This window comes from Myxococcus qinghaiensis, assembly GCF_024198215.1.
Lineage (GTDB): Bacteria > Myxococcota > Myxococcia > Myxococcales > Myxococcaceae > Myxococcus > Myxococcus qinghaiensis.
Genome location: NZ_JAKCFA010000030.1, coordinates 58,547 through 75,572, shown reverse-complemented (window position 1 = coordinate 75,572; position 17,026 = coordinate 58,547). Strand labels below are relative to the sequence as shown.

The 17,026-nt window shown below is 69.9% G+C and carries 13 protein-coding genes; 7 read left to right on the top strand and 6 right to left on the bottom strand.

Annotation, left to right across the window (positions count from 1 at the left end):
• Nucleotides 1–194 precede the first annotated feature (194 nt).
• Nucleotides 195–3,401: a peptidoglycan-binding protein gene (locus LZ199_RS39710; protein WP_253999016.1), complete on the bottom strand. Its 3,207-nt coding sequence runs from the start codon at nucleotides 3,399–3,401 to the stop codon at nucleotides 195–197.
• A 391-nt stretch (nucleotides 3,402–3,792) separates the two neighbouring features.
• Here LZ199_RS39710 and sitA6 point away from each other — a divergent pair, with 391 nt between their 5' ends.
• Together sitA6 and sitI6 are read left to right on the top strand one after the other, a co-directional pair.
• Nucleotides 3,793–4,494, top strand: coding sequence for a SitA6 family polymorphic toxin lipoprotein (sitA6, locus tag LZ199_RS39705; RefSeq protein ID WP_253999015.1), 702 nt, complete (start codon nucleotides 3,793–3,795; stop codon nucleotides 4,492–4,494).
• A complete protein-coding gene (sitI6, locus tag LZ199_RS39700) occupies nucleotides 4,495–5,214 on the top strand; it encodes a SitI6 family double-CXXCG motif immunity protein (protein ID WP_253999014.1) in 720 nt (239 codons plus the stop codon). It abuts the gene before it with no gap.
• Between the two features lie 56 nt (nucleotides 5,215–5,270).
• Here sitI6 and msrA read toward each other — a convergent pair whose 3' ends face one another.
• Nucleotides 5,271–5,927: a peptide-methionine (S)-S-oxide reductase MsrA gene (msrA, locus tag LZ199_RS39695; RefSeq protein WP_253999013.1), complete on the bottom strand. Its 657-nt coding sequence runs from the start codon at nucleotides 5,925–5,927 to the stop codon at nucleotides 5,271–5,273.
• 133 nt (nucleotides 5,928–6,060) lie between these two features.
• Between msrA and LZ199_RS39690 the strand changes: the two genes are divergently transcribed.
• The gene (locus LZ199_RS39690; protein WP_253999012.1) at nucleotides 6,061–7,662 is read left to right on the top strand and encodes a Sapep family Mn(2+)-dependent dipeptidase; all 1,602 of its coding nucleotides are present in this window, start codon (nucleotides 6,061–6,063) and stop codon (nucleotides 7,660–7,662) included.
• A gap of 3 nt (nucleotides 7,663–7,665) precedes the next feature.
• On the opposite strand, the gene LZ199_RS39685 is transcribed toward LZ199_RS39690, so the two are convergent.
• Nucleotides 7,666–9,729, bottom strand: coding sequence for an ATP-binding protein (locus tag LZ199_RS39685; RefSeq protein ID WP_253999011.1), 2,064 nt, complete (start codon nucleotides 9,727–9,729; stop codon nucleotides 7,666–7,668).
• A 279-nt stretch (nucleotides 9,730–10,008) separates the two neighbouring features.
• Between LZ199_RS39685 and LZ199_RS39680 the strand changes: the two genes are divergently transcribed.
• Together LZ199_RS39680 and LZ199_RS39675 are read left to right on the top strand one after the other, a co-directional pair.
• Nucleotides 10,009–10,971: an ornithine cyclodeaminase family protein gene (locus LZ199_RS39680; protein ID WP_253999010.1), complete on the top strand. Its 963-nt coding sequence runs from the start codon at nucleotides 10,009–10,011 to the stop codon at nucleotides 10,969–10,971.
• Entirely contained in the window at nucleotides 10,968–12,335 is a 1,368-nt protein-coding gene (locus LZ199_RS39675; protein WP_253999009.1) for an MFS transporter, read from the top strand. Before LZ199_RS39680 ends, LZ199_RS39675 begins: the two co-directional genes overlap by 4 nt.
• A gap of 8 nt (nucleotides 12,336–12,343) precedes the next feature.
• Here the strand turns inward: LZ199_RS39675 and LZ199_RS39670 are convergent, their stop codons facing one another.
• On the bottom strand, nucleotides 12,344–12,586 hold the full coding sequence (locus LZ199_RS39670) for a hypothetical protein (protein WP_253999008.1): 243 nt from the start codon (nucleotides 12,584–12,586) through the stop codon (nucleotides 12,344–12,346).
• A gap of 301 nt (nucleotides 12,587–12,887) precedes the next feature.
• Here LZ199_RS39670 and LZ199_RS39665 point away from each other — a divergent pair, with 301 nt between their 5' ends.
• Together LZ199_RS39665 and LZ199_RS39660 are read left to right on the top strand one after the other, a co-directional pair.
• Nucleotides 12,888–14,828: a glycoside hydrolase family 15 protein gene (locus tag LZ199_RS39665; RefSeq protein WP_253999007.1), complete on the top strand. Its 1,941-nt coding sequence runs from the start codon at nucleotides 12,888–12,890 to the stop codon at nucleotides 14,826–14,828.
• 99 nt (nucleotides 14,829–14,927) lie between these two features.
• Entirely contained in the window at nucleotides 14,928–15,218 is a 291-nt protein-coding gene (locus tag LZ199_RS39660) for a hypothetical protein (protein ID WP_253999006.1), read from the top strand.
• A 37-nt stretch (nucleotides 15,219–15,255) separates the two neighbouring features.
• On the opposite strand, the gene LZ199_RS39655 is transcribed toward LZ199_RS39660, so the two are convergent.
• Entirely contained in the window at nucleotides 15,256–15,981 is a 726-nt protein-coding gene (locus tag LZ199_RS39655) for a hypothetical protein (protein ID WP_253999005.1), read from the bottom strand.
• A gap of 96 nt (nucleotides 15,982–16,077) precedes the next feature.
• A complete protein-coding gene (locus LZ199_RS39650) occupies nucleotides 16,078–17,004 on the bottom strand; it encodes an NmrA/HSCARG family protein (protein ID WP_253999004.1) in 927 nt (308 codons plus the stop codon).
• Between the last annotated feature and the right edge of the window lie 22 nt (nucleotides 17,005–17,026).

Genomic DNA, 17,026 nt, shown 5'->3' with positions numbered 1-17,026 from the left:
GCTGCGTCCGAGCGGTCCTTTCCTTTCAGCCCATGATTCTATTTCTTCGGACGACAAAGAAAGTCAAACCAAGACCCGTTAACGCGGCAAGTCTCGAAAGGCGTGCGGGCAGCGCGGCGGGCCCCGCGTTGGAGTTTCATCGGGTTACGCGGGTGCCGCGTTGCGTTGTCGGTATGCGGGCCTTGGACTGGCGTTCAGCGCGTCTCGTGCTGCTTCGCCCACGCGGCGACTTCGGGCGTGCGTGACTCCACCCACGCGCGGAACTCATCGGCCTGGGAGAGGTACAGCTCGCCGCCGCCCGCGCCACCGGAGGGTGGGTGTCCGAAGAAGCGCGTATGCACCTCGCGAGCGAGCGTGCCCACGTCGACGCCGTGGGCCTGCGCGAGCCGCTCCAGGAGCTCCTGGAAGTGCGCGCCCTTTATCTTCAGGGCGTCGGCGGCCTGCACGAGGCTGTCCAGGTGGGTCGCGCTCTGTCCCAGCGACGGGTGGTCCGCGATGAGCTTCTGCACCTGCTCCGGCGACAGGCCCGCGTCCTGGCACAGCCGCTGGTCGAGCAGCTCCGGCCCCAGGGTGATGAGGTTGCGCGCGAGCGTCGCATCCATGCCGCTCGCGGTGAGCAACTTCACCTGCTCCTCGCGGATGCGCTCCTGCTCCGGGTCCAGGTACTTGGCGCCCAGCCCTCCGAGGAACAGTGCCGCGCCGAGAATCTGGAAGCCCGGCGCCCAGCTGAAGAGCGCCGCTCCCGCCATCAGCGCGCCGCCCAGGGCCTGGGCGCCGGACGCGGTGGCCTTCCAGCCATCGCCCTCGCGCAGGTACTGGAAGCTCTGCAGCGCGTCACCCGCGGCGCCGAGCACCGCGCCGATGGCGGAGGCCTTGCCCAGCACCGAGACGGCGGACGCCGCCTGCGCCGTCTTGCCGAGGACGCCGGTGAGGAACACCGCGCCGTCGGAGGTGAAGCTGAGCCCGTCTCCGACAATCTTGAGCTTCGCGGAGAGGTCCGCCTGGCTCCAGTTGCTGACGTCTCCGGCGAACGCCGTGCCGACGACGAGCAGGCCCAGTCCGCGCAGCGCCTGTCCCCGAGGCGAGTCCGGGTTGAATGGCAGGCCCGTCTCCTGCCCCGTCAGGAGGGCATTCAGGGACTGGGTCGTCTTGCGCACGTCCGCTTCGGAGGTGCCCGGTTTGATGGTCCGCAGCAGGCGGACGTAGGCCTTCATGTCGTCCGGCTTCATGCCGAACACGTCCGAGCAGCGCGCCAGCCCGTCGAAGATTTTCTGGGCGGTGGCCGGGGACTTGTTGCCGGCCGCGAGCAGTGCGCCGGTGCCCGCGCTCTTCACGAGCGCGAGGGCGAGCTTCTCGTTGAAGTCCTTGCCGTCCTTCAGCTTGCCCACGACATCGAGGAAGAGCGGCGTGTCCTCCGCCTTGGCCGCGAGCTGTCCGGCGAGGTAGCTGGCGCCGCCCGCGGTCTCCGCGAGGCGGGGGATTTCACGGGCGAGCGCGGCGATGCGCGGGTCCTCCGCGCCGTGAGGCACGCCGTCCGGCGCGGCGGTGGCGAGCAGCTTGCCCAGCCGCTCGAACTCCGCGAGGTCCTTCTGGATGCCGGCCTGCCCGACGTAGGCGGAGATGAAGTCCTTCTGCTGCTCGGGAGTGAGGATGGCGGCGGGGCCACCGAGCAGCGCGGTGAGCTTCTTCTGGTGTGCTTCCGCCTTTTCGGCCGCCACCGCGAAGTCGCCGCGCACGCCGTCGATGGCGCTCCACAGCGTGCGGTGAAGCGCCGCCTGGTCCTTGCCGTAGGTGGGCGCGGTGCTGCCCGGCGCAATCACCTCCCTCCGATTCAGCGAACGCTCGAGGTCGAACGCGAGCCGCGTGCCGAGCCCGAAGTTGACGGCGGTGCGCACCGCGCTCGTCATCGACATGTTCACCAGCCCCGGAGGCGCGTCGCGCGTGAAGGCCTTGCCCACCATTCCCGCGGCGGGGTCCTTCAAGAGCTCCGTGGCGCGCGTCAGGGCGAAGAACGTCTGGTGCTCGATGCGGGTCTCCTGGTCCGCGAGCTTCTTCAGCACCGCCGGGTTGTCCAGGTCAGGTGGGCGCAGCGGCGGGCGGGGATGGAGCTGGCGGTCCGTCTCCGGAGACACGCCGGCGAAGAGCTGTCCCATCTTCGCCAGGGACGGCTCGGCGGCGCGGACGAACGCCTCCTGGTAGACGGGGTCCGGGTTGCTGGCGATGAGTTGCTCGAACTGGCGCGCGCCCTGCTCCAGGCTGTTCTTGAGCGTGCCCTCCAGGGCCTTCGCGTCTTGCGCCGCGCGCGTCTTCACGTCCGTGCCGGCGGCGACGCTGACGATGCTTACTCCCGGCTTCGGCGTGGAGAGCTCGGGCTCGGGAGTGGGGCTTCCCGAGGCGGCCTCCTCGAGCCTGCGTGCCACGGCGGCTCCGGTGCTCGCGCCCGCGTTGGCGGCCGGGCTCGTGGTTCGCGACGCTCCCTCCAGGGCGGTGAAGGAAGGTTGTCCGCTCGTGGGGGAGAAGAAGACGCCGAGCTGCTCGCGCGTCATCGCCACGGGGCCGCCGGTGTGCAGCGGGTCCGCCACCAGGTACTTGCCGTCGGGTGTCTTGCCGAGGATGGCGTTGAGGTGGCCGATGTCTCCGGAGCCCATGCGCTCGGGGAACTGGGCGCGCCACTTCGCGTTCGTCTGGCCATTGGCGATGACGGGGTTGCCCGCGGCGAGCTGCTGGTCGAGGGATTCCCAGCCCTGGCCGTAGCGCGAGCCCAGGCCCGCGCCCTGGATGCCATCCCCCACCATGGTGCCGCCCGTCAGCTCGCGGTCCCGGTCGAGCTGGGGAACGCGGGTGCCATCGGACGCCTTCACGTAGGTGAACTCGCTCTCGCGGCGCGGACTCATCAGCGCGCGGGCGTAGTCCACCTGCTGCTCCTTGGAGATGCCGGGCGGCATGTGCCCCGTGTATGCCAGCGACATCGCGAGGCTCGCGGGCCCGCAGTTGGTGCTGCCGCGAGGGCCGGTCGGGTTGTACTCGGAGGTGAACTGGGTGATGAACGCGTCCTCGGCGGACGTGGCTGGCTGTCGTGCGCCGCTGTTCACCTTTGGCTCGGTGAGCGCGTTGGACAGTGCGTCGCGCGTCCCCGCCGAGTACTGGCCGGTGGTGGGGAGCTGGTGCTCGGCCTGGAAGCGCTCCAGCGCCGCTGCTGTCTGGGGGCCGAACTGGCCGGGCCCGGTGGCCACCTGGGCTTCGGTGAGGTAGCCCAGCGTCACCAGCGCGTCCTGCAGTTGTTTCACCTCCAGGCCTGAGTCGCCGCGCTTCAAGTCCTTCAGCGGGAGCGGGACGGGAGCTTCCTCTTCCTTCTCGGGAGGTGGAGGAGGCGGAGGTGGCTGGAGCCGCTCGCGGTGCACGGCGCCGCCGTCGCCGTCCTCGAAGCTTGAGGTCGAGTCGAAGCCTTCCGTGCTGGAAGTGTCTTCCCGCTCGACGACGTGGTTTTGAGACGATGACTCGGTCCGGGCTGTTTCAGTCGCGCCTTCGGATGAGCTGATTTGAGTCGAACGTGATGAGCCGTCGACACGCATGTGTGTTGCTCCCCCTCTGATATCCAACCCACCTACGGCCCCACGGCGACTCGATTGCGTGGCCGTGGGTACGACTGCTCGGTGGTGTTCGTGGGGGTGGGGGTGACCCGGCTCCGTGGCTCTCTCACTTCGTTTGAAGTGGCGAAAAGCGCATGCTGAGGTGTCGCGGGAGCGCGGCAAACATGCATCCTGGCGATGCACCACGTCCGGGGGGACATTCATGATGATTCGCGCGGTTTGGGCCGTGATGCTCCTGCTGGTTGGCTGTACGGCGACGCCGCGACTCGCGCATGGTGGTGAGCTGCTCGATACAGTCGCGGAGGATTCCGCGGAGGCCTGTGCCAGGTTCTCCGGGCACGAGGAGGAGGGCTGCTACGCCCCAGCCTGCGGTGAAGAAGACTGCGGCCTCTATCGCTGCGAGGACCTCGCGTCGCCTCCCTATGCGCTGCGGGTTTCCCCCGGCCAGGCTTCCGCCGGCGCGACCGCGCGCATCCAGCGCTACTGGGGAGGCGCTGTTCCGCTTCCAGGTCGAACGCCTGTGTTCGTCATCCCGTGGTATCGAAGCGAAGAGCTACCGAGCGCCAAGTCTGTCCGGAAGGCCATCGCGGAGTGGCAACGACGGCCGAAAGAGCGACACCACATCTTCCCCAGGGCTTTCGAGCCGTACTTCGCGGTCGTCGGCATCGAGATCCACAAGTACACCTTGTTGGTCGCGGTGGAGGAGCACAAGCGGGTTCATGCGGGCGGAAACGGCGGGCCCTGGAACCGCGACTGGCGAATCTGGATTGCCGAGAACCGGGACAGCGCGTCGCGCGAAGACCACTTCCTCCAGGGAGGGAAGATGGTGGAACGTTATGGATTGGTTGGCATGCCCATGACGTACTGGCAGCGGCTCGCGTTGCTGTCCGCATCAGGAGAGTGAATGCGCTACTACACGTTGCGGGAGGAACTGAGCGCGGGGTCGAGGTGGACAGGGGGCTACGACCTTGGCCGCCAGTGGCAGTTGCCCGGCGTCGAGTGCTCCACCTGCGGCGTCGCGTGGGGCGGGGGCGGGTACGACTACCCGACGGTCGACCTGTCCGGGCTCGCCGGCTCCGAGGATTACGAGCGCCCGAGGTGCGTGCCCTGGCCTGAATTCTCGGTCCTGAGGGAACGCGTGCTGCCCTGGGTGCCACCTGGCGCCTTGGTGGGCCCTGGCGCGGGATTCGGGCCGCTGACTGGACGGGCTCGGGGTCGCTTCGCGCCTGTCGTCATCCACATGCCTTGGATCCTCCTCCTTCGCCCAGAGGTGATGTCGCGGTTGGAAGGGCTCACAGGCGCCGTCCCGGTCCCCACTCGCTTCAAGAGGGCACGTGGCGCGGAGTTGGTCGAACTCGAGGTCTTGCCAGGAGGGCGCATCGCGGGAGCAGAGGCTCACAAACCTTGTGAGACCTGTGGCCGGACGACCTTCGTGCGGCCTCCTCTCGGAAAGCTGCGCGTAGCCGATGTCCCTCCTGTCGACTTTGCCCGGCCAAGCGCGAGTCTCGTCATCTGCAGCGAGCGCGTCATCGACAGGTTGGCGCGGGAGCTGAGCGAGTCGGAGGTGGTCGCGGTCGACGTCGGCGGCGGGCCTTCGGAGAGCGCCACCGGCCAACCTGGGTAAGACCCACCAGGAGGCACGCGAGGTGCCTCCCGGTGATTCATGTCACCGACACCGGCTCAGGCGCTGACGCCCACGCCGATGGGGCAGCTCACGCCGGTGCCGCCCAGGCCGCAGTACCCGCCGGGGTTCTTCTCCAGGTACTGCTGATGGTAGTCCTCGGCGAAGTAGTACTCGGGCGCCGGGATGATTTCGGTGGTGATGGCGTCCAGCCCCTTCGCGGTGAGCGCCTTCTGGTACGCATCCCGACTGGCCTCCGCGGCGCGCTTCTGGGCCTCGCTCGTGGTGTAGATGCCGGAGCGGTACTGCGTGCCCTCGTCGTTGCCCTGGCGCATGCCCTGCGTCGGGTTGTGGCTCTCCCAGAAGACTCGCAGCAGCTGCTCGTAGCTGACCTTCTTCGGGTCGAACACCACGCGGACCACCTCGTTGTGGCCCGTCATCCCGCTGCACACCTCGCGGTACGTGGGGTTGGGCGTCAGGCCCCCCGCATAGCCCACGGACGTGCTGTACACGCCGGGCGTCTGCCAGAACTTGCGCTCGGCGCCCCAGAAGCAGCCCAGGCCGAAGATGGCGACCTCGTGGCCCTCCGGAACAGGCCCCTTCAGCGGGGTGCCCAGCACCTCGTGCTTGGTGGGAACGGACATCTCCTCCGTACGGCCCGGCAGCGCCTCCGCCGGGGACGGCATCCGCAGCTTCTTGGTGGAGTTGAAGAACATGCCCCTAGGAATAGCCTCCCGCCCGTCTGGTTTCACCCCTAGAAGGAGCAGGCGGCCAAACAGGCGGTGTTGGGGCCTCAGGCCCTCCGCCAGGGTAGGACGGCCTGCCCCCCTGAAATAGGGTCTCCCCCACATGCGCCTCCCCACCGCCACGGCCTTGCTGTGTCTCGTCCCCTCCCTCGCGCTCGCGGGAGCGGACTCCCGCTGCCGCCCCAGCCGCTTCTCCGAGCAGGAGATGAAGGGCGCCTCCGCCCAGGCGCGTCATGCCGCGTATGTACAGGCATGTGCGCTCGATGAGGTGGTGGAGCTGACGAAGCAGCTGGTGCGCTTCAAGACGGTCAGCAGCGAGGTGCCGCCCGCGAAGAGCCCCGACATCGCCGCCATGGGCCGCTTCCTCCAGAAGTGGGCCAAGGCCCATGGCATGGCGTACCGCGCCGTGGGCGGCAATGACGTGTTCGAGATTGCCTGGGGCGAAGGCACGCCCACGCTGGGCCTCGTCTTCCACGGTGACGTGGTCCCCGCGCCCGCGCACGAGTGGAAGCGCCCGCCCTTCGAGCCCTATGTCCAGGACGGCCGCCTGTTCGGCCGCGGCGTGGAGGATGACAAGGGGCCGCTCGCCTCCGCGCTGGTGGCGCTCGACTTCGCGAAGAAGCTCGGGCTCAAGCCCCAGGGCAAGGTGCTCGTCATCGTCGGCAACGGCGAGGAGAGCGACTGGAACGGCATGGCGAAGTACGCGGCCACCGAGCCCAAGCCCACGCACGTCATCTCCGTGGACTCGGGCTACCCCGTCGTCGCCGCGCAGTCCGGCTTCGTCGCGTGGAACCTCGTCACGCCCGTGGGGCCGGCTCGCAAGTCCTCCAAGGTCGCGCTGCGGCCGGTGGACGTGAAGGCCGGCGAGTTCCTCACGCAGGTGCCCGGCACGGCCACGCTGAAGCTCCTGCCCGGTGAGGAGGGCTCGCTCGCCGTCGCCCTGGAGACCGTCCGGAGCGCCGTCGCCCTGGAGCAGCAGGCGCGCTCCGAGCTGAAGGCGGACGTGAAGGAGGAGGGGGGGGCGGTGGTGCTCACCGTCCACGGCAAGGCGGTGCATGCCTCCATCGCCGACGAGGGAAACAACGCGCTGTGGGGCCTGTCCGGTGTCGCGTCGCGGCTGCTCATGGAGGACAACGGCATCACCGCCATGCTGCACGTGCTGGCCATGCGCTTCGACCGCGACCACCATGGCGAGAAGCTGGGCCTGGTGTACTCGGACTCCGGGCTGATGGGGACGCTCATCGTCGCGCCCACCGTGCTGCGCGTGGCGGATGGCAAGGTGAGCCTGGGCGTCAACATGCGCCGTCCCCAGGGGAAGGACGCGGCGGAGTTCAATGCCTCGCTGGACCACGCCGCGGCGCGCGTGAGCCAGGACTCGGAGGGCCGCGTGAAGGAGGCCGGCGAGCGCTACGTGGGAGACGCGCACGTGGCCGACACGTCCGGGCCGCTCGTCACCACGCTCCTGGACATCTACAAGCGCCACAAGAACGTCCCGGACGCGAAGGCGACGTCCGTGCGCGGCGGCACCTACGCACGCCTGTTCCCCAAGGCCGTGGACTTCGGCCCCGGCTTCCCGGGCGAGGAGTACACCGGCCACGCGCCCGATGAGTCCATCTCGCTGGAGAGCCTGGATCTGGGCACGCGCATGCTCGCGGAGGCCGTCCACACGCTGGCCCTCACGCCCGCCGCCAGCACGGAGAAGTGACGGCTACGTCCGGAGCGCGCCCTTCGCGCGAGGCCAGTACACGCGGAACGTGGTGCCCTCCTCCTCCGAGGAGCGCACCTCCACGCGGCCTCCGTGCGCGCGGACAATCTGGTGGACGATGTAGAGGCCCAGGCCCAGGCTGCGCTGCTGCTGGTACTTGGAGGTGGACTCGGACGTCGCCACCGGCGTCTTGAACGGGTCGAAGATGCGCGGCAGCAGCTCCGGGGGAATGGGCTCGCCCCGGTTGTGCACCTCCAGCACCACGTCGTGCGCTTCTCCGCGCACGTGGGTGTACACGGGCGTGTCGCCACCGCCGTGCTGGAGCGCGTTGGACACCAGGTTTCCCAGCACCTGCGCCACCCGGTCCGGGTCCCAGTCGCCCGACGTGTCTCCCGAAGACTCGAACAGCAGCGGACGCCCCGGGTGGCTCACCTGGAGCTCCTCCAACGTCGCCTGACACACGTCCGTCAGGTTCATCGGCTGGGGCGAGACGGGGATGCCCTCGCCCAGCTTGCTGCGCGCGAAGTCGAGGATGTCCGTAATCATGCGCCCCATGCGCCCGGCGGACTTGCGGATGCGCTCCACCGCGCGGCGCTCCGGCGCCTCCAAATCCTCCGCGCGCGCGAGCTGGAAGGCGGAGGCGCCAATGGCGTTGAGCGGGTTGCGCAGGTCATGCCCCAGCACGGCGAGGAGCTGCTCCCGGAAGTCCACCGCCCGCTGGAGCGCGGCCTCCGCCTGCTTGTGCTTGGTGATGTCCACCAGGACGCAGCCCATGCCCAGCAACCCCGCGCCCATGGGCTCACGCACCGGATAGAAGGTCACCTGCCAGATGTGTCTGCCCTTCCGGGGCACCAGCGCGGGCGGCGTGGCGAACTCGAAGGCCTGCAGGGGCTCGCCCGTCCGCAGCACCTGCAACAGCAGCGGCTCCATCAGGTCGGCGACCTCCGGGGGCTGCATCTGCCGGAAGGTCCGGCCCAGGTGGGCCTCGGGTGGGAAGCCGTTGATGTCCGCCAGTGTCTGGTTGATGCGCAGGTAGCGCAGCTCATGGTCCAGGTAGGCCATGCCCATGGGCGTGGCCTCCAGGAGCGCGTCCAGGAGCGCCAGCGAGCGCTGGGCCTCCACGCGCGCGTCGCGCTCCAAATCCTGGAGCCGCGCCTGGAGGATGTACGCGCCGGCGCGCTGACACATGGTGCGAAACAACAGCAGGTCCGCGTCGGAGAAGCCGAAGGACGTGCGCGAGCCCAGATACGCCACGCCCAACAGCCGTGTGCCTTCCACCAGAGGCACGCCGTAGACAGCGAGCAGGCCCACGTCGCGCAGCACCGGCAACACCACGCGCGGATCCGTGGAGGCCGAGCGCACCGCCATCGGCTCGCGCTTCACGGCGACCTCGCCCACGAGGCCCTGGCCCAGGTCCACCGAGCTGCCCAGGGCCGTGTCGCCACCCAGCCCCACCGCGGCGCGCACCACCAGCCGGGTGCCCTCCAGCATCAACACACCCGCGGCATCCACCGAGAGCGTCGACTCCATCACCACGGTGAGCAGGCGCGCGAGGAGCACGTCCACGGGAGGGCCGTCCAGCGTGGCCTGCGCCATGCGGTCCAGGGCCTGGAGGCTTCGCTGGCGCTCCTCCGCGAAGCGCTGCACCGTGCGCACCACCGTCCGGTCCAACACGCCTTCCAGGCGCTCCAGCTCTCCTGGAGCCAGGGGCTGGGACCAGGCCTCCAGTCGCCGGAGGATGCACTTGCGCAGGAGCGCGAACTCGGACACGACTTCACCCAGGTCGAAGCCCTGGTCCAGCCTCACCACCGCGTGCTCGTCCGCCAGCGCGATGTCGGCGCCGTGCTCACCCTGTTCCAGCGTGTCCGCCAGCGCCAGGAGCAGTCCTGGCATGTGGTCCAGGAGCCACGAGGGCTTCTCCCGCACGCCGATGTGCATCGCGTGCATCGCGTGCTCCCACTCCGTCAGGAGCTCCTCTCGATTCGCGCGCAGGAAGTCCGACGCCTTGAGCGGTGTTTCCCGCTCGGCCTCATCGTTCTTCGTGGAGCGTGTTTCCGGCTCCATCATCACCGACCTCCTGAGGCCCCGCCCGCTCGTGCCGTCCCCATCTTCAATGTGGGCACGTGGGCAGTTGTATGTATGTCCGAGCCCTTGTTTTGGCGGGAGACGCGGGCCCGAGGGCCACCCCGGACCCTCGTCGTCCGAGGGGACCGCGCGGCGCTCGCCGGAGTCGTTCGTCGCTCCCCGCTGGACGAGGTGCGCGTCCGTCCACCGTCAATCGCTTGGCCCCCTGGGGTGAAGTCGGGGGCTGGCGGAGCTCCCGCGCTCGGTTAGGGTGGGCGGCAGATGCGCACCCTCTTGTTGACCCGCTCCGATGTGTCTCGCAACCTCCAGGCGCTCACCCTGCTGGAGGACTTGCGGGAGGCCTTCCGCACCGACGCCCTGGCTCGCACCGTGGCGCCCCAGCGTGTACGCGCACCGCTGCACGCGGAGGGCACCGCGCTGGCGATGCTCCCCGGCTGCCTTCCCGGCATCCCCGCGTACACGGTGAAGGTGCACGCGAAGTTCCCCGCGCGGACGCCCGCCATCCAGGGCGTGGTGCACCTGAACGACCTGGCCACGGGCGAGCTGCTGGCGGTGATGGACTCCGGACACCTGACGGCGGTGCGCACGGGGGTGATGGGCGCGCTGGCGGCGGATGTGCTGGCGCGGCCTGACGCGAGTCGCGTGGCCATCATCGGCGCGGGCGCGCAGGCGGTGATGCAAATCAAGTCGCTGCGGCTGGTGCGCTCGCTGTCCCACGTGCGCGTCCATGACACGGACGCCACGCGCGCCTTCGCCTTCGCCACGCGGATGTACCAGGAGCTGAGCCTGCCGGTGCGGCCCGCGGATTCGGTGGCGGAGGCGGTGGAGGACGCGGACATCGTCATCGCCGTGACATGGAGCCGCCAGCCCTTCCTCCACGCCGGCATGGTGAAGCCGGGCACGCACATCACCACGCTGGGCGCGGACGAGCCGGGCAAGGCGGAGGTCTCCGCGGAGCTCTTGCGGCAGGCGCGCTTCATCTGCGACCACCGCGGCCTGTCCGTCGCGAGCGGCGCGGTGGGCAACGTGGGCCTGGGCGAGGACGTCATCCACGCGGAGTTGGGCGAGGTGCTCGCCGGACTGAAGCCGGGGAGGACCTCTCCGGAAGAGGTGACGGTGTTCGGCGCGGTGGGGCTGCCCTTCCAGGACCTGGCCGCCGCGTGGCACGTGTATCAAGCCGCGCAGGGTGATGACGCCATCCAGGGCATGGACTTCGGCGCATGAGGGCCTGGGACTCGCTCATGTCGCGGCTGGGGCTCACGCGGCCGGAGCTGCGCGCGTGGGCGATGTATGACTGGGCGAACTCGGCCTACGTCACCACCGTCATCGCGGTGGTGTTCCCCATCTATTACGCCTCCGTCGCGTCGAAGGGGCTGGAGCGCGAGGTGGCCACCAGCCGCTTCGCCGCCGTCACCGCCGTGGCGCTGGGCACGGTGGCGGTGCTGTCGCCGGTGCTGGGCGCGCTGAGCGACAGGGCGGGCCGGCTCAAGACGCTGCTGGGGGTGTTCCTCGCGCTGGGGCTGCTGTCCACGCTGGGACTCGCCGGCGTGGGGCAGGGTGACTGGGTCTGGGCGCTGGTGTGCTTCGGCCTGGGCAACGTGGGGGTGACGGGCAGCATCGTCTTCTCCGACGCGCTGCTGCGCCACATCGCCAATGACGAGGAGTTGGACCGGGTGTCCACCGCGGGCTACGCGCTGGGCTATCTGGGAGGCGGGCTGCTGTTGGCCGCGCAGCTCGTGTTGCTGGTGAAGCCCGGCTGGTTCGGACTGCCGAACGCGGCGGTGGCCTCGCGCGTGTCCTTCGTGACGGTGGCGCTGTGGTGGGGAGCGTTCTCGCTGCCGCTGTTCCTGCGCGTCCCCGAGCCCCGCCCCCAGAGCGCCGCGCCTCCGCCCCGGCTGTCGCTCACCGGCATCTTCTCCCAGCTCGCGGAGACGCTGCGCACGCTGAGGAAGTACCGGCAGGCGATGCTGCTGCTGGTGGCGTACCTGCTCTACAGCGACGGCATCGGCACCATCATCCGCCTGTCCACGCTGTATGGGACGGAGCTGGGAATCGGCCAGGGCGCGCTGATGGGGGCGCTCTTGCTGACGCAGGCGGTGGGAGTGCCATGCGCGGTGCTGTTCGGCCGGGCGGCGTCGAGAGTCGGCGCGAAGCCGGCGCTGATGTTCGCGCTGGCGGTGTACGTGGTGGTGACGTTCCTGGGCTACTTCATGAGCTCGCCCGCGCACTTCTTCGCGCTGGCGCTGCTGGTGGGCATGGTGCAGGGCGGGAGCCAGGCGCTGAGCCGCTCGCTGTTCGCGCAGCTGATTCCCCGGCACCGCGCGGGGGAGATGTTCGGCCTGTTCAGCGTCTTCGAGAAGGTGACGGCGGTGGCGGGCCCGCTGGTGTTCGCGGCCACGGTGGAGCTGACGGGCTCCAGTCGCCTGGCGGTGCTGTCGCTGCTCGCCTTCTTCGGCGCGGGCGCGGCGGTGTTGTGGCGCGTGGACGTGGAGACAGGCCGGCGCGCGGCGCGCGAGGCGGAGGCTCGCGCGGGCTGGAATGATGTCCCGCTGACGACCGCCGCTCCCGGGGCCGCGAGCGCGGAGTGACAAGAGGCTCAGTGCTCGACGGGGGGCACCTCCCTGGGCGCGGAGAAGAGGCTGTCGCGTCCATGGCGCAGCACCACCTCTCCGTGGAGGACCTCCGTCACGTCGTCGAAGGACACCGCGAAGTCGTGGCGCCGCAGCAGGCCCTTCTCCACGATGAGCTCCTTCTCGGTGATGTCGATGATGCGGCCGATGGCATGGCCATCATTGCCGCGGACCTTCATTCCCTTCTGAATCTCCGCTCGACTGAACATGGGAGCTCCCTGGGGGCGTGCGTGGGAGAGGCCCCTCCACGCGAAGCTGGGGAGTGAGTTCGTCTCCTGCAGCGCCCGCACGGTGAGACGGCCCCTCGGGAGCTTTGCGGGAGACGGCTGCCCCCGCACCTCGGCGCCCGGCCGTGCGGGTCATGGAGCGCGCGCGAGAGGAGGCAGGCGGCCGATGCAGCTCATCGGGAATACGCCTGCTTGCGAGCCTCCGGTTGCGCTCGCGCTCGCCCGTCCACATCGGTGAAGGGTGTGCTGAAACAAAATAAGTCTTCCCGGGAAGGGAGCGTGGATGCGACGCATCGCCGACTATGCCCTCCTGGGTGACTGTCATTCCGCGGCGCTGGTGGGGAGGGACGGCTCCATTGACTGGGCCTGCTTCCCTCGCTTCGACGCGCCCTCGGTCTTCTGCCGCATCCTGGATGAGCAGCGGGGCGGCAGCTTCTGCTTGTCGCCGGTGGGCCACTTCACCTCCACGCGCACCTACGTGGAGGACAGCAACGTCCTGGCCACCACCTTCACCACGCCGCGCGGAGTGCTCGAGGTCGTGGACTGCATGCCCGTGTCGGCCACCGGCGCGTCGAGCGGCACGAGTGTGAGTACGCGGCATGCGCTGCTGCGACGCGTGCGCTGTCTCGCGGGCGAGGTCCAGGTGCGCGTGGTGGTGGCCCCGCGCTTCGAATATGGCTCCTTCACCCCTCGCGTGCGGCTGACGTCCTGGCGCACCGCTGAAGTCGTCGGGGGCGCGGACGCGCTGTGGGTGTCGTCCACGCATCCCCTGATGGCGCAGGAGTCTTCCCTGCGCGCCCGTTGGATGCTGCACGCCGGAGACGAGGCGTGGATTGAAGCCGCGTGGACGCCCTCCTTCGTCGAGCGGGCGCCCGAGAAGGCGCCGGACCTCCACGACTTCCATCGCCGCCTGGAGGACACGCTCACCTTCTGGCGGCAGTGGATTGGCCGCTGCTCGTACCAGGGCGCGCACCTGAGGGCGGTGCGACGCTCGGCGCTCACGCTGAAGGCCCTCACGTACGCGCCCACCGGAGCGCTCGTGGCCGCGCCCACCACGTCCCTGCCGGAGGAGCTCGGGGGCACGCGCAACTGGGACTATCGCTTCACCTGGTTGCGGGACGCGTCACTGACGCTCATCTCGCTGCTGGTGACGGGTTACCGCGAAGAGGCGGATGCCTTCCGACACTGGCTGCGGCGCACCAGCGCGGGGCGCGCGGAGGACGTGCAAATCATGTACGGCATCCAGGGCCATCGCCTGCTGCCCGAGGTGGAGCTGAGCCACCTGGCCGGACACGCGGGCTCGCGGCCGGTGCGCATTGGCAATGGCGCGGCGAAACAACTCCAGCTCGACGTGTCTGGCGAACTCCTGGAGGCGAGCTGGCTGTACGCGCGCGCGGGCGGGCTGGTGACGCCCACCAACTGGGCCTTCCTCTCCGGACTGGTGGAGGAGGTGTGTCGGCGCTGGCGACAGCCGGACCAGGGACTGTGGGAGATGCGGGACGAGCCTCGGCACTTCATCCACTCGAAGCTCCTGTGCTGGGTGGCATTGGACAGGGGCCTGCGACTGGCACAGGAGCGAAACCTGCCGGCGCCTTTGGTGCGCTGGGCCCGGGAGCGCGCGGAGCTGCGGCGCTACCTCATGGAGTGCGCGGCGGACGGGTGGTTTCCCCAGTCGCGGGGCTCGAGCGTGGCGGATGCGTCCACCTTGCTGGTGCCCGCGCTGGGCTTTCTTCCCCTGGCGCATCCGCTGGTGCGCGGCACGGTCCAGAAGGTGCGCGAGCGGCTGGAGTCGGGCGGGCTCCTGTATCGCTACCTCGCGCCGGATGGCCTGTCGGGAGGAGAGGGCGCCTTCCTGCTGTGCTCCTTCTGGCTGGTGGACGTGCTGGCCCATGAGGGGAAATGGGAGGAGGCGGAGGCGCTGCTGTCGCGGCTCCTGGGCCTGGCCAACGACGTGGGGCTGTACGCGGAGGAGGCCGTGCCCGTCACGGGCGAGGCGCTGGGCAACTTCCCCCAGGCCTTCACTCACATGGCGCTGGTGTCCTCGTGCGCGCAGCTCTCCGCGGTCCGCGCGCTGGAGCAGCGGCGTCCGCCCGAGCAGGCTCGCGACTTCGCGGCGGTCGCCCTGGAGTCCCTGCTGGCGTCGCGACGACAGGGCGATGAAGCGCGCGGGTCCGCCCAGGCCTCGTTCTCGCCCGTCGAGCCAGAGGCCCTGGCGCTCCACTGAGGAGGCGCCTGCCCGGATGCTCGGCCTGCGTCCGGACAAAGAAGCCGGGCCCGTGGTCGCTCGCCGGAGCGTGTCCATCTTCGCCCTGGGGAGGTGCGCATGGTCGTCGGCTTCATGGCATCGCGAGCGGGACGTTGGCTGCGTATCGTGACGGGCTCCTGTCTGGTGTTGGGTGGGCTGCGTGCCGGGACATCCCGGGGCGCCGCGGTGGCGCTGTTGGGATTGGGGCCCCTGGTCGCCGCGTCCCTGGACCTGGTGCTGCTGGGGCCGCTCTTTGGCCTCCCCATGCGTGGCTCGGAGGTGCGCCGGGAGCTGGGCATGGCCGAGGAGACCTCGCTGCTCAACGGCCACCGGCGCGTGACTTCTCGCGCCGACATGTTGCTCCACTGACGAGCGGCCCGCGCCGAGGTGGCGAAGGCGCGGGCGCTCAGCTCTTTCCCACCTGGAAGGGGATGTCGAGCGTGCCCAGCGACTCGCCGCTGTTCGCGTCCACGGGGTTGGCCCGGAGCACGACGCCGTTCTCCCGGCCGGTGACGACCTGGAAGTAGATGAAGCCCTGCACGGTGCCACCGTCCGCCAGCGTGCCTTCGGGCAGCGCCTTCTGGAGCATGTCCCGCGTGGGCAGGGGCTCCTCGCATTGGTAGGTCGTGTAGGGGCCCGGGTAGTACGGGCCGTAGCCCGGGTAGAAGGGACTGCCCCAGCCGCGCGGCCCGTAGCCCCAGCCGTAACCGGTGCGCCAGCCGGGCCCCGCGCCGATGTACACGGAGCCGCGCCCCGAGCCGCCCGTGCCCTCCAGCGTCCCTTGCGTCGACGAGGACGACACCATCGACTGGCGCAGGCTGAAGGGTGGCAGCGCGGAGTAGCTGAAGCGCGACTCGGTGCCGACGAGCGAGAAGTCCTCGTAGCGGATGCGCAGCGTCCTGCCGCTCTGGTTCTCCAGGCGGACGTAGACGGGCGTGAGGGTGCGCTCCAGATTGGAGGGGTTGCCCTTCCACGCGGCGCCGTCCGCCACCAGCGTCACCCCCGCGCCTTTCGCGACGGCGGTGTCCTTGTCTCCCTGGAGGACCTGGGCGTCCAGGGAGGGTTTCAGATTCGATTCAGTGACACAGCCTGCCGCCAGCAACAGCGTGGCGACGGGCACGAGCGCGCGCATGAGACGCCTCCTTCTGTTCGAAGGTAGGCAGCGGCAAGTCGCGTGGTGCGGGCGGAAGCGGCGCCACCCTGGAACGTCACCAGGGGGCGCGGGGCCTCACTGTCCGGCAGGCGGGGTGGGCTCGGCGGCGGCGTGCGGCCAGGCAGGAGAGGTGAGCGCGCTCCAGTCCTGCTTGCGCGCCCAGTCCTCGAAGGTGTGCCAGTGCAGGTCCGGATAGTTGTGGCGCAGCGTGAGGATGTCCGCGTGGTAGCCCACACGGTCCAGCCACTCGTACATGGCGGCCAGGTCCTCGCTGCGCTCGCGGATGAAGTCCAGCGGGAGTTGCTCGAAGTGGATGCGATGACCGCTCACCATCGACAGGAGTCCCGCCGCCTGCTGGCCCGTCACCTCGTCCGAGGCCACGTCGATGCGCAGGTCCTCGTGGCGCTCCGCGTCCTCCAGCACCCTGACCGCGAAGGCGGCCAGGTCGTTTATCGACACCAGCTGGAGCCCTCGCGAGGCGGGCAGCCCGAAGGCGAGCACCCCTGCCCTCAGCCCCTCCTCGAACATGGGGCTGGTGAGGTTCTCCATGAAGAAGGTGGGCCCGAGGATGGTGAAGGGCAGGCCGCTGCGGCGCACGTGCAGCTCCACCCGGTGCTTGCTGTCGAAGTGGGGGATGCCCGTCAGCCGGTCCGCGCCCGCCACCGAGGTGTAGACGAAGTGCTTCACCTCCGCGAGCCGCGCGGCGTCCACCTGGTTCATGCCGTGGCGTATCTCCGCCTCCACGCCTGTCTCGAAGGGCGTGGCCATGGCGTAGAACGCGTCCACGCTCTCCGCGGCCCGGGCGAGCGCGTCCACGTCGTCGAAGTCACCCACGGCCAGCTCGGCGCCCAGCGACTGCAGCGAGCGCGCGGCGGGTGACTCGGGTTGGCGGACATAGGCGACGACGCGGTGCCCGCGGTGGAGGAGGTGGCGTGCCACGGCGCCGCCCTGGTTGCCGGTGGCACCTGTGACGAGCACGGAGAGGGAGTGGGCCCTGGGCATGTGTGAACCTCGCGACAGACAG

Excerpts from the sequence above, each read along its gene's own strand:
- LZ199_RS39675 (WP_253999009.1), top strand. The coding sequence starts at position 10,968 with ATGAGGGCCTGGGACTCGCTCATGTCGCGGCTGGGGCTCACGCGGCCG.
- LZ199_RS39690 (WP_253999012.1), top strand. The coding sequence starts at position 6,061 with ATGCGCCTCCCCACCGCCACGGCCTTGCTGTGTCTCGTCCCCTCCCTC.
- sitI6 (WP_253999014.1), top strand. The coding sequence starts at position 4,495 with ATGCGCTACTACACGTTGCGGGAGGAACTGAGCGCGGGGTCGAGGTGG.
- LZ199_RS39685 (WP_253999011.1), bottom strand. The coding sequence starts at position 9,729 with ATGATGGAGCCGGAAACACGCTCCACGAAGAACGATGAGGCCGAGCGG.
- LZ199_RS39665 (WP_253999007.1), top strand. The coding sequence starts at position 12,888 with ATGCGACGCATCGCCGACTATGCCCTCCTGGGTGACTGTCATTCCGCG.
- msrA (WP_253999013.1), bottom strand. The coding sequence starts at position 5,927 with ATGTTCTTCAACTCCACCAAGAAGCTGCGGATGCCGTCCCCGGCGGAG.
- LZ199_RS39655 (WP_253999005.1), bottom strand. The coding sequence starts at position 15,981 with ATGCGCGCGCTCGTGCCCGTCGCCACGCTGTTGCTGGCGGCAGGCTGT.
- sitA6 (WP_253999015.1), top strand. The coding sequence starts at position 3,793 with ATGATGATTCGCGCGGTTTGGGCCGTGATGCTCCTGCTGGTTGGCTGT.
- LZ199_RS39660 (WP_253999006.1), top strand. The coding sequence starts at position 14,928 with ATGGTCGTCGGCTTCATGGCATCGCGAGCGGGACGTTGGCTGCGTATC.
- LZ199_RS39680 (WP_253999010.1), top strand. The coding sequence starts at position 10,009 with ATGCGCACCCTCTTGTTGACCCGCTCCGATGTGTCTCGCAACCTCCAG.
- LZ199_RS39670 (WP_253999008.1), bottom strand. The coding sequence starts at position 12,586 with ATGTTCAGTCGAGCGGAGATTCAGAAGGGAATGAAGGTCCGCGGCAAT.
- LZ199_RS39650 (WP_253999004.1), bottom strand. The coding sequence starts at position 17,004 with ATGCCCAGGGCCCACTCCCTCTCCGTGCTCGTCACAGGTGCCACCGGC.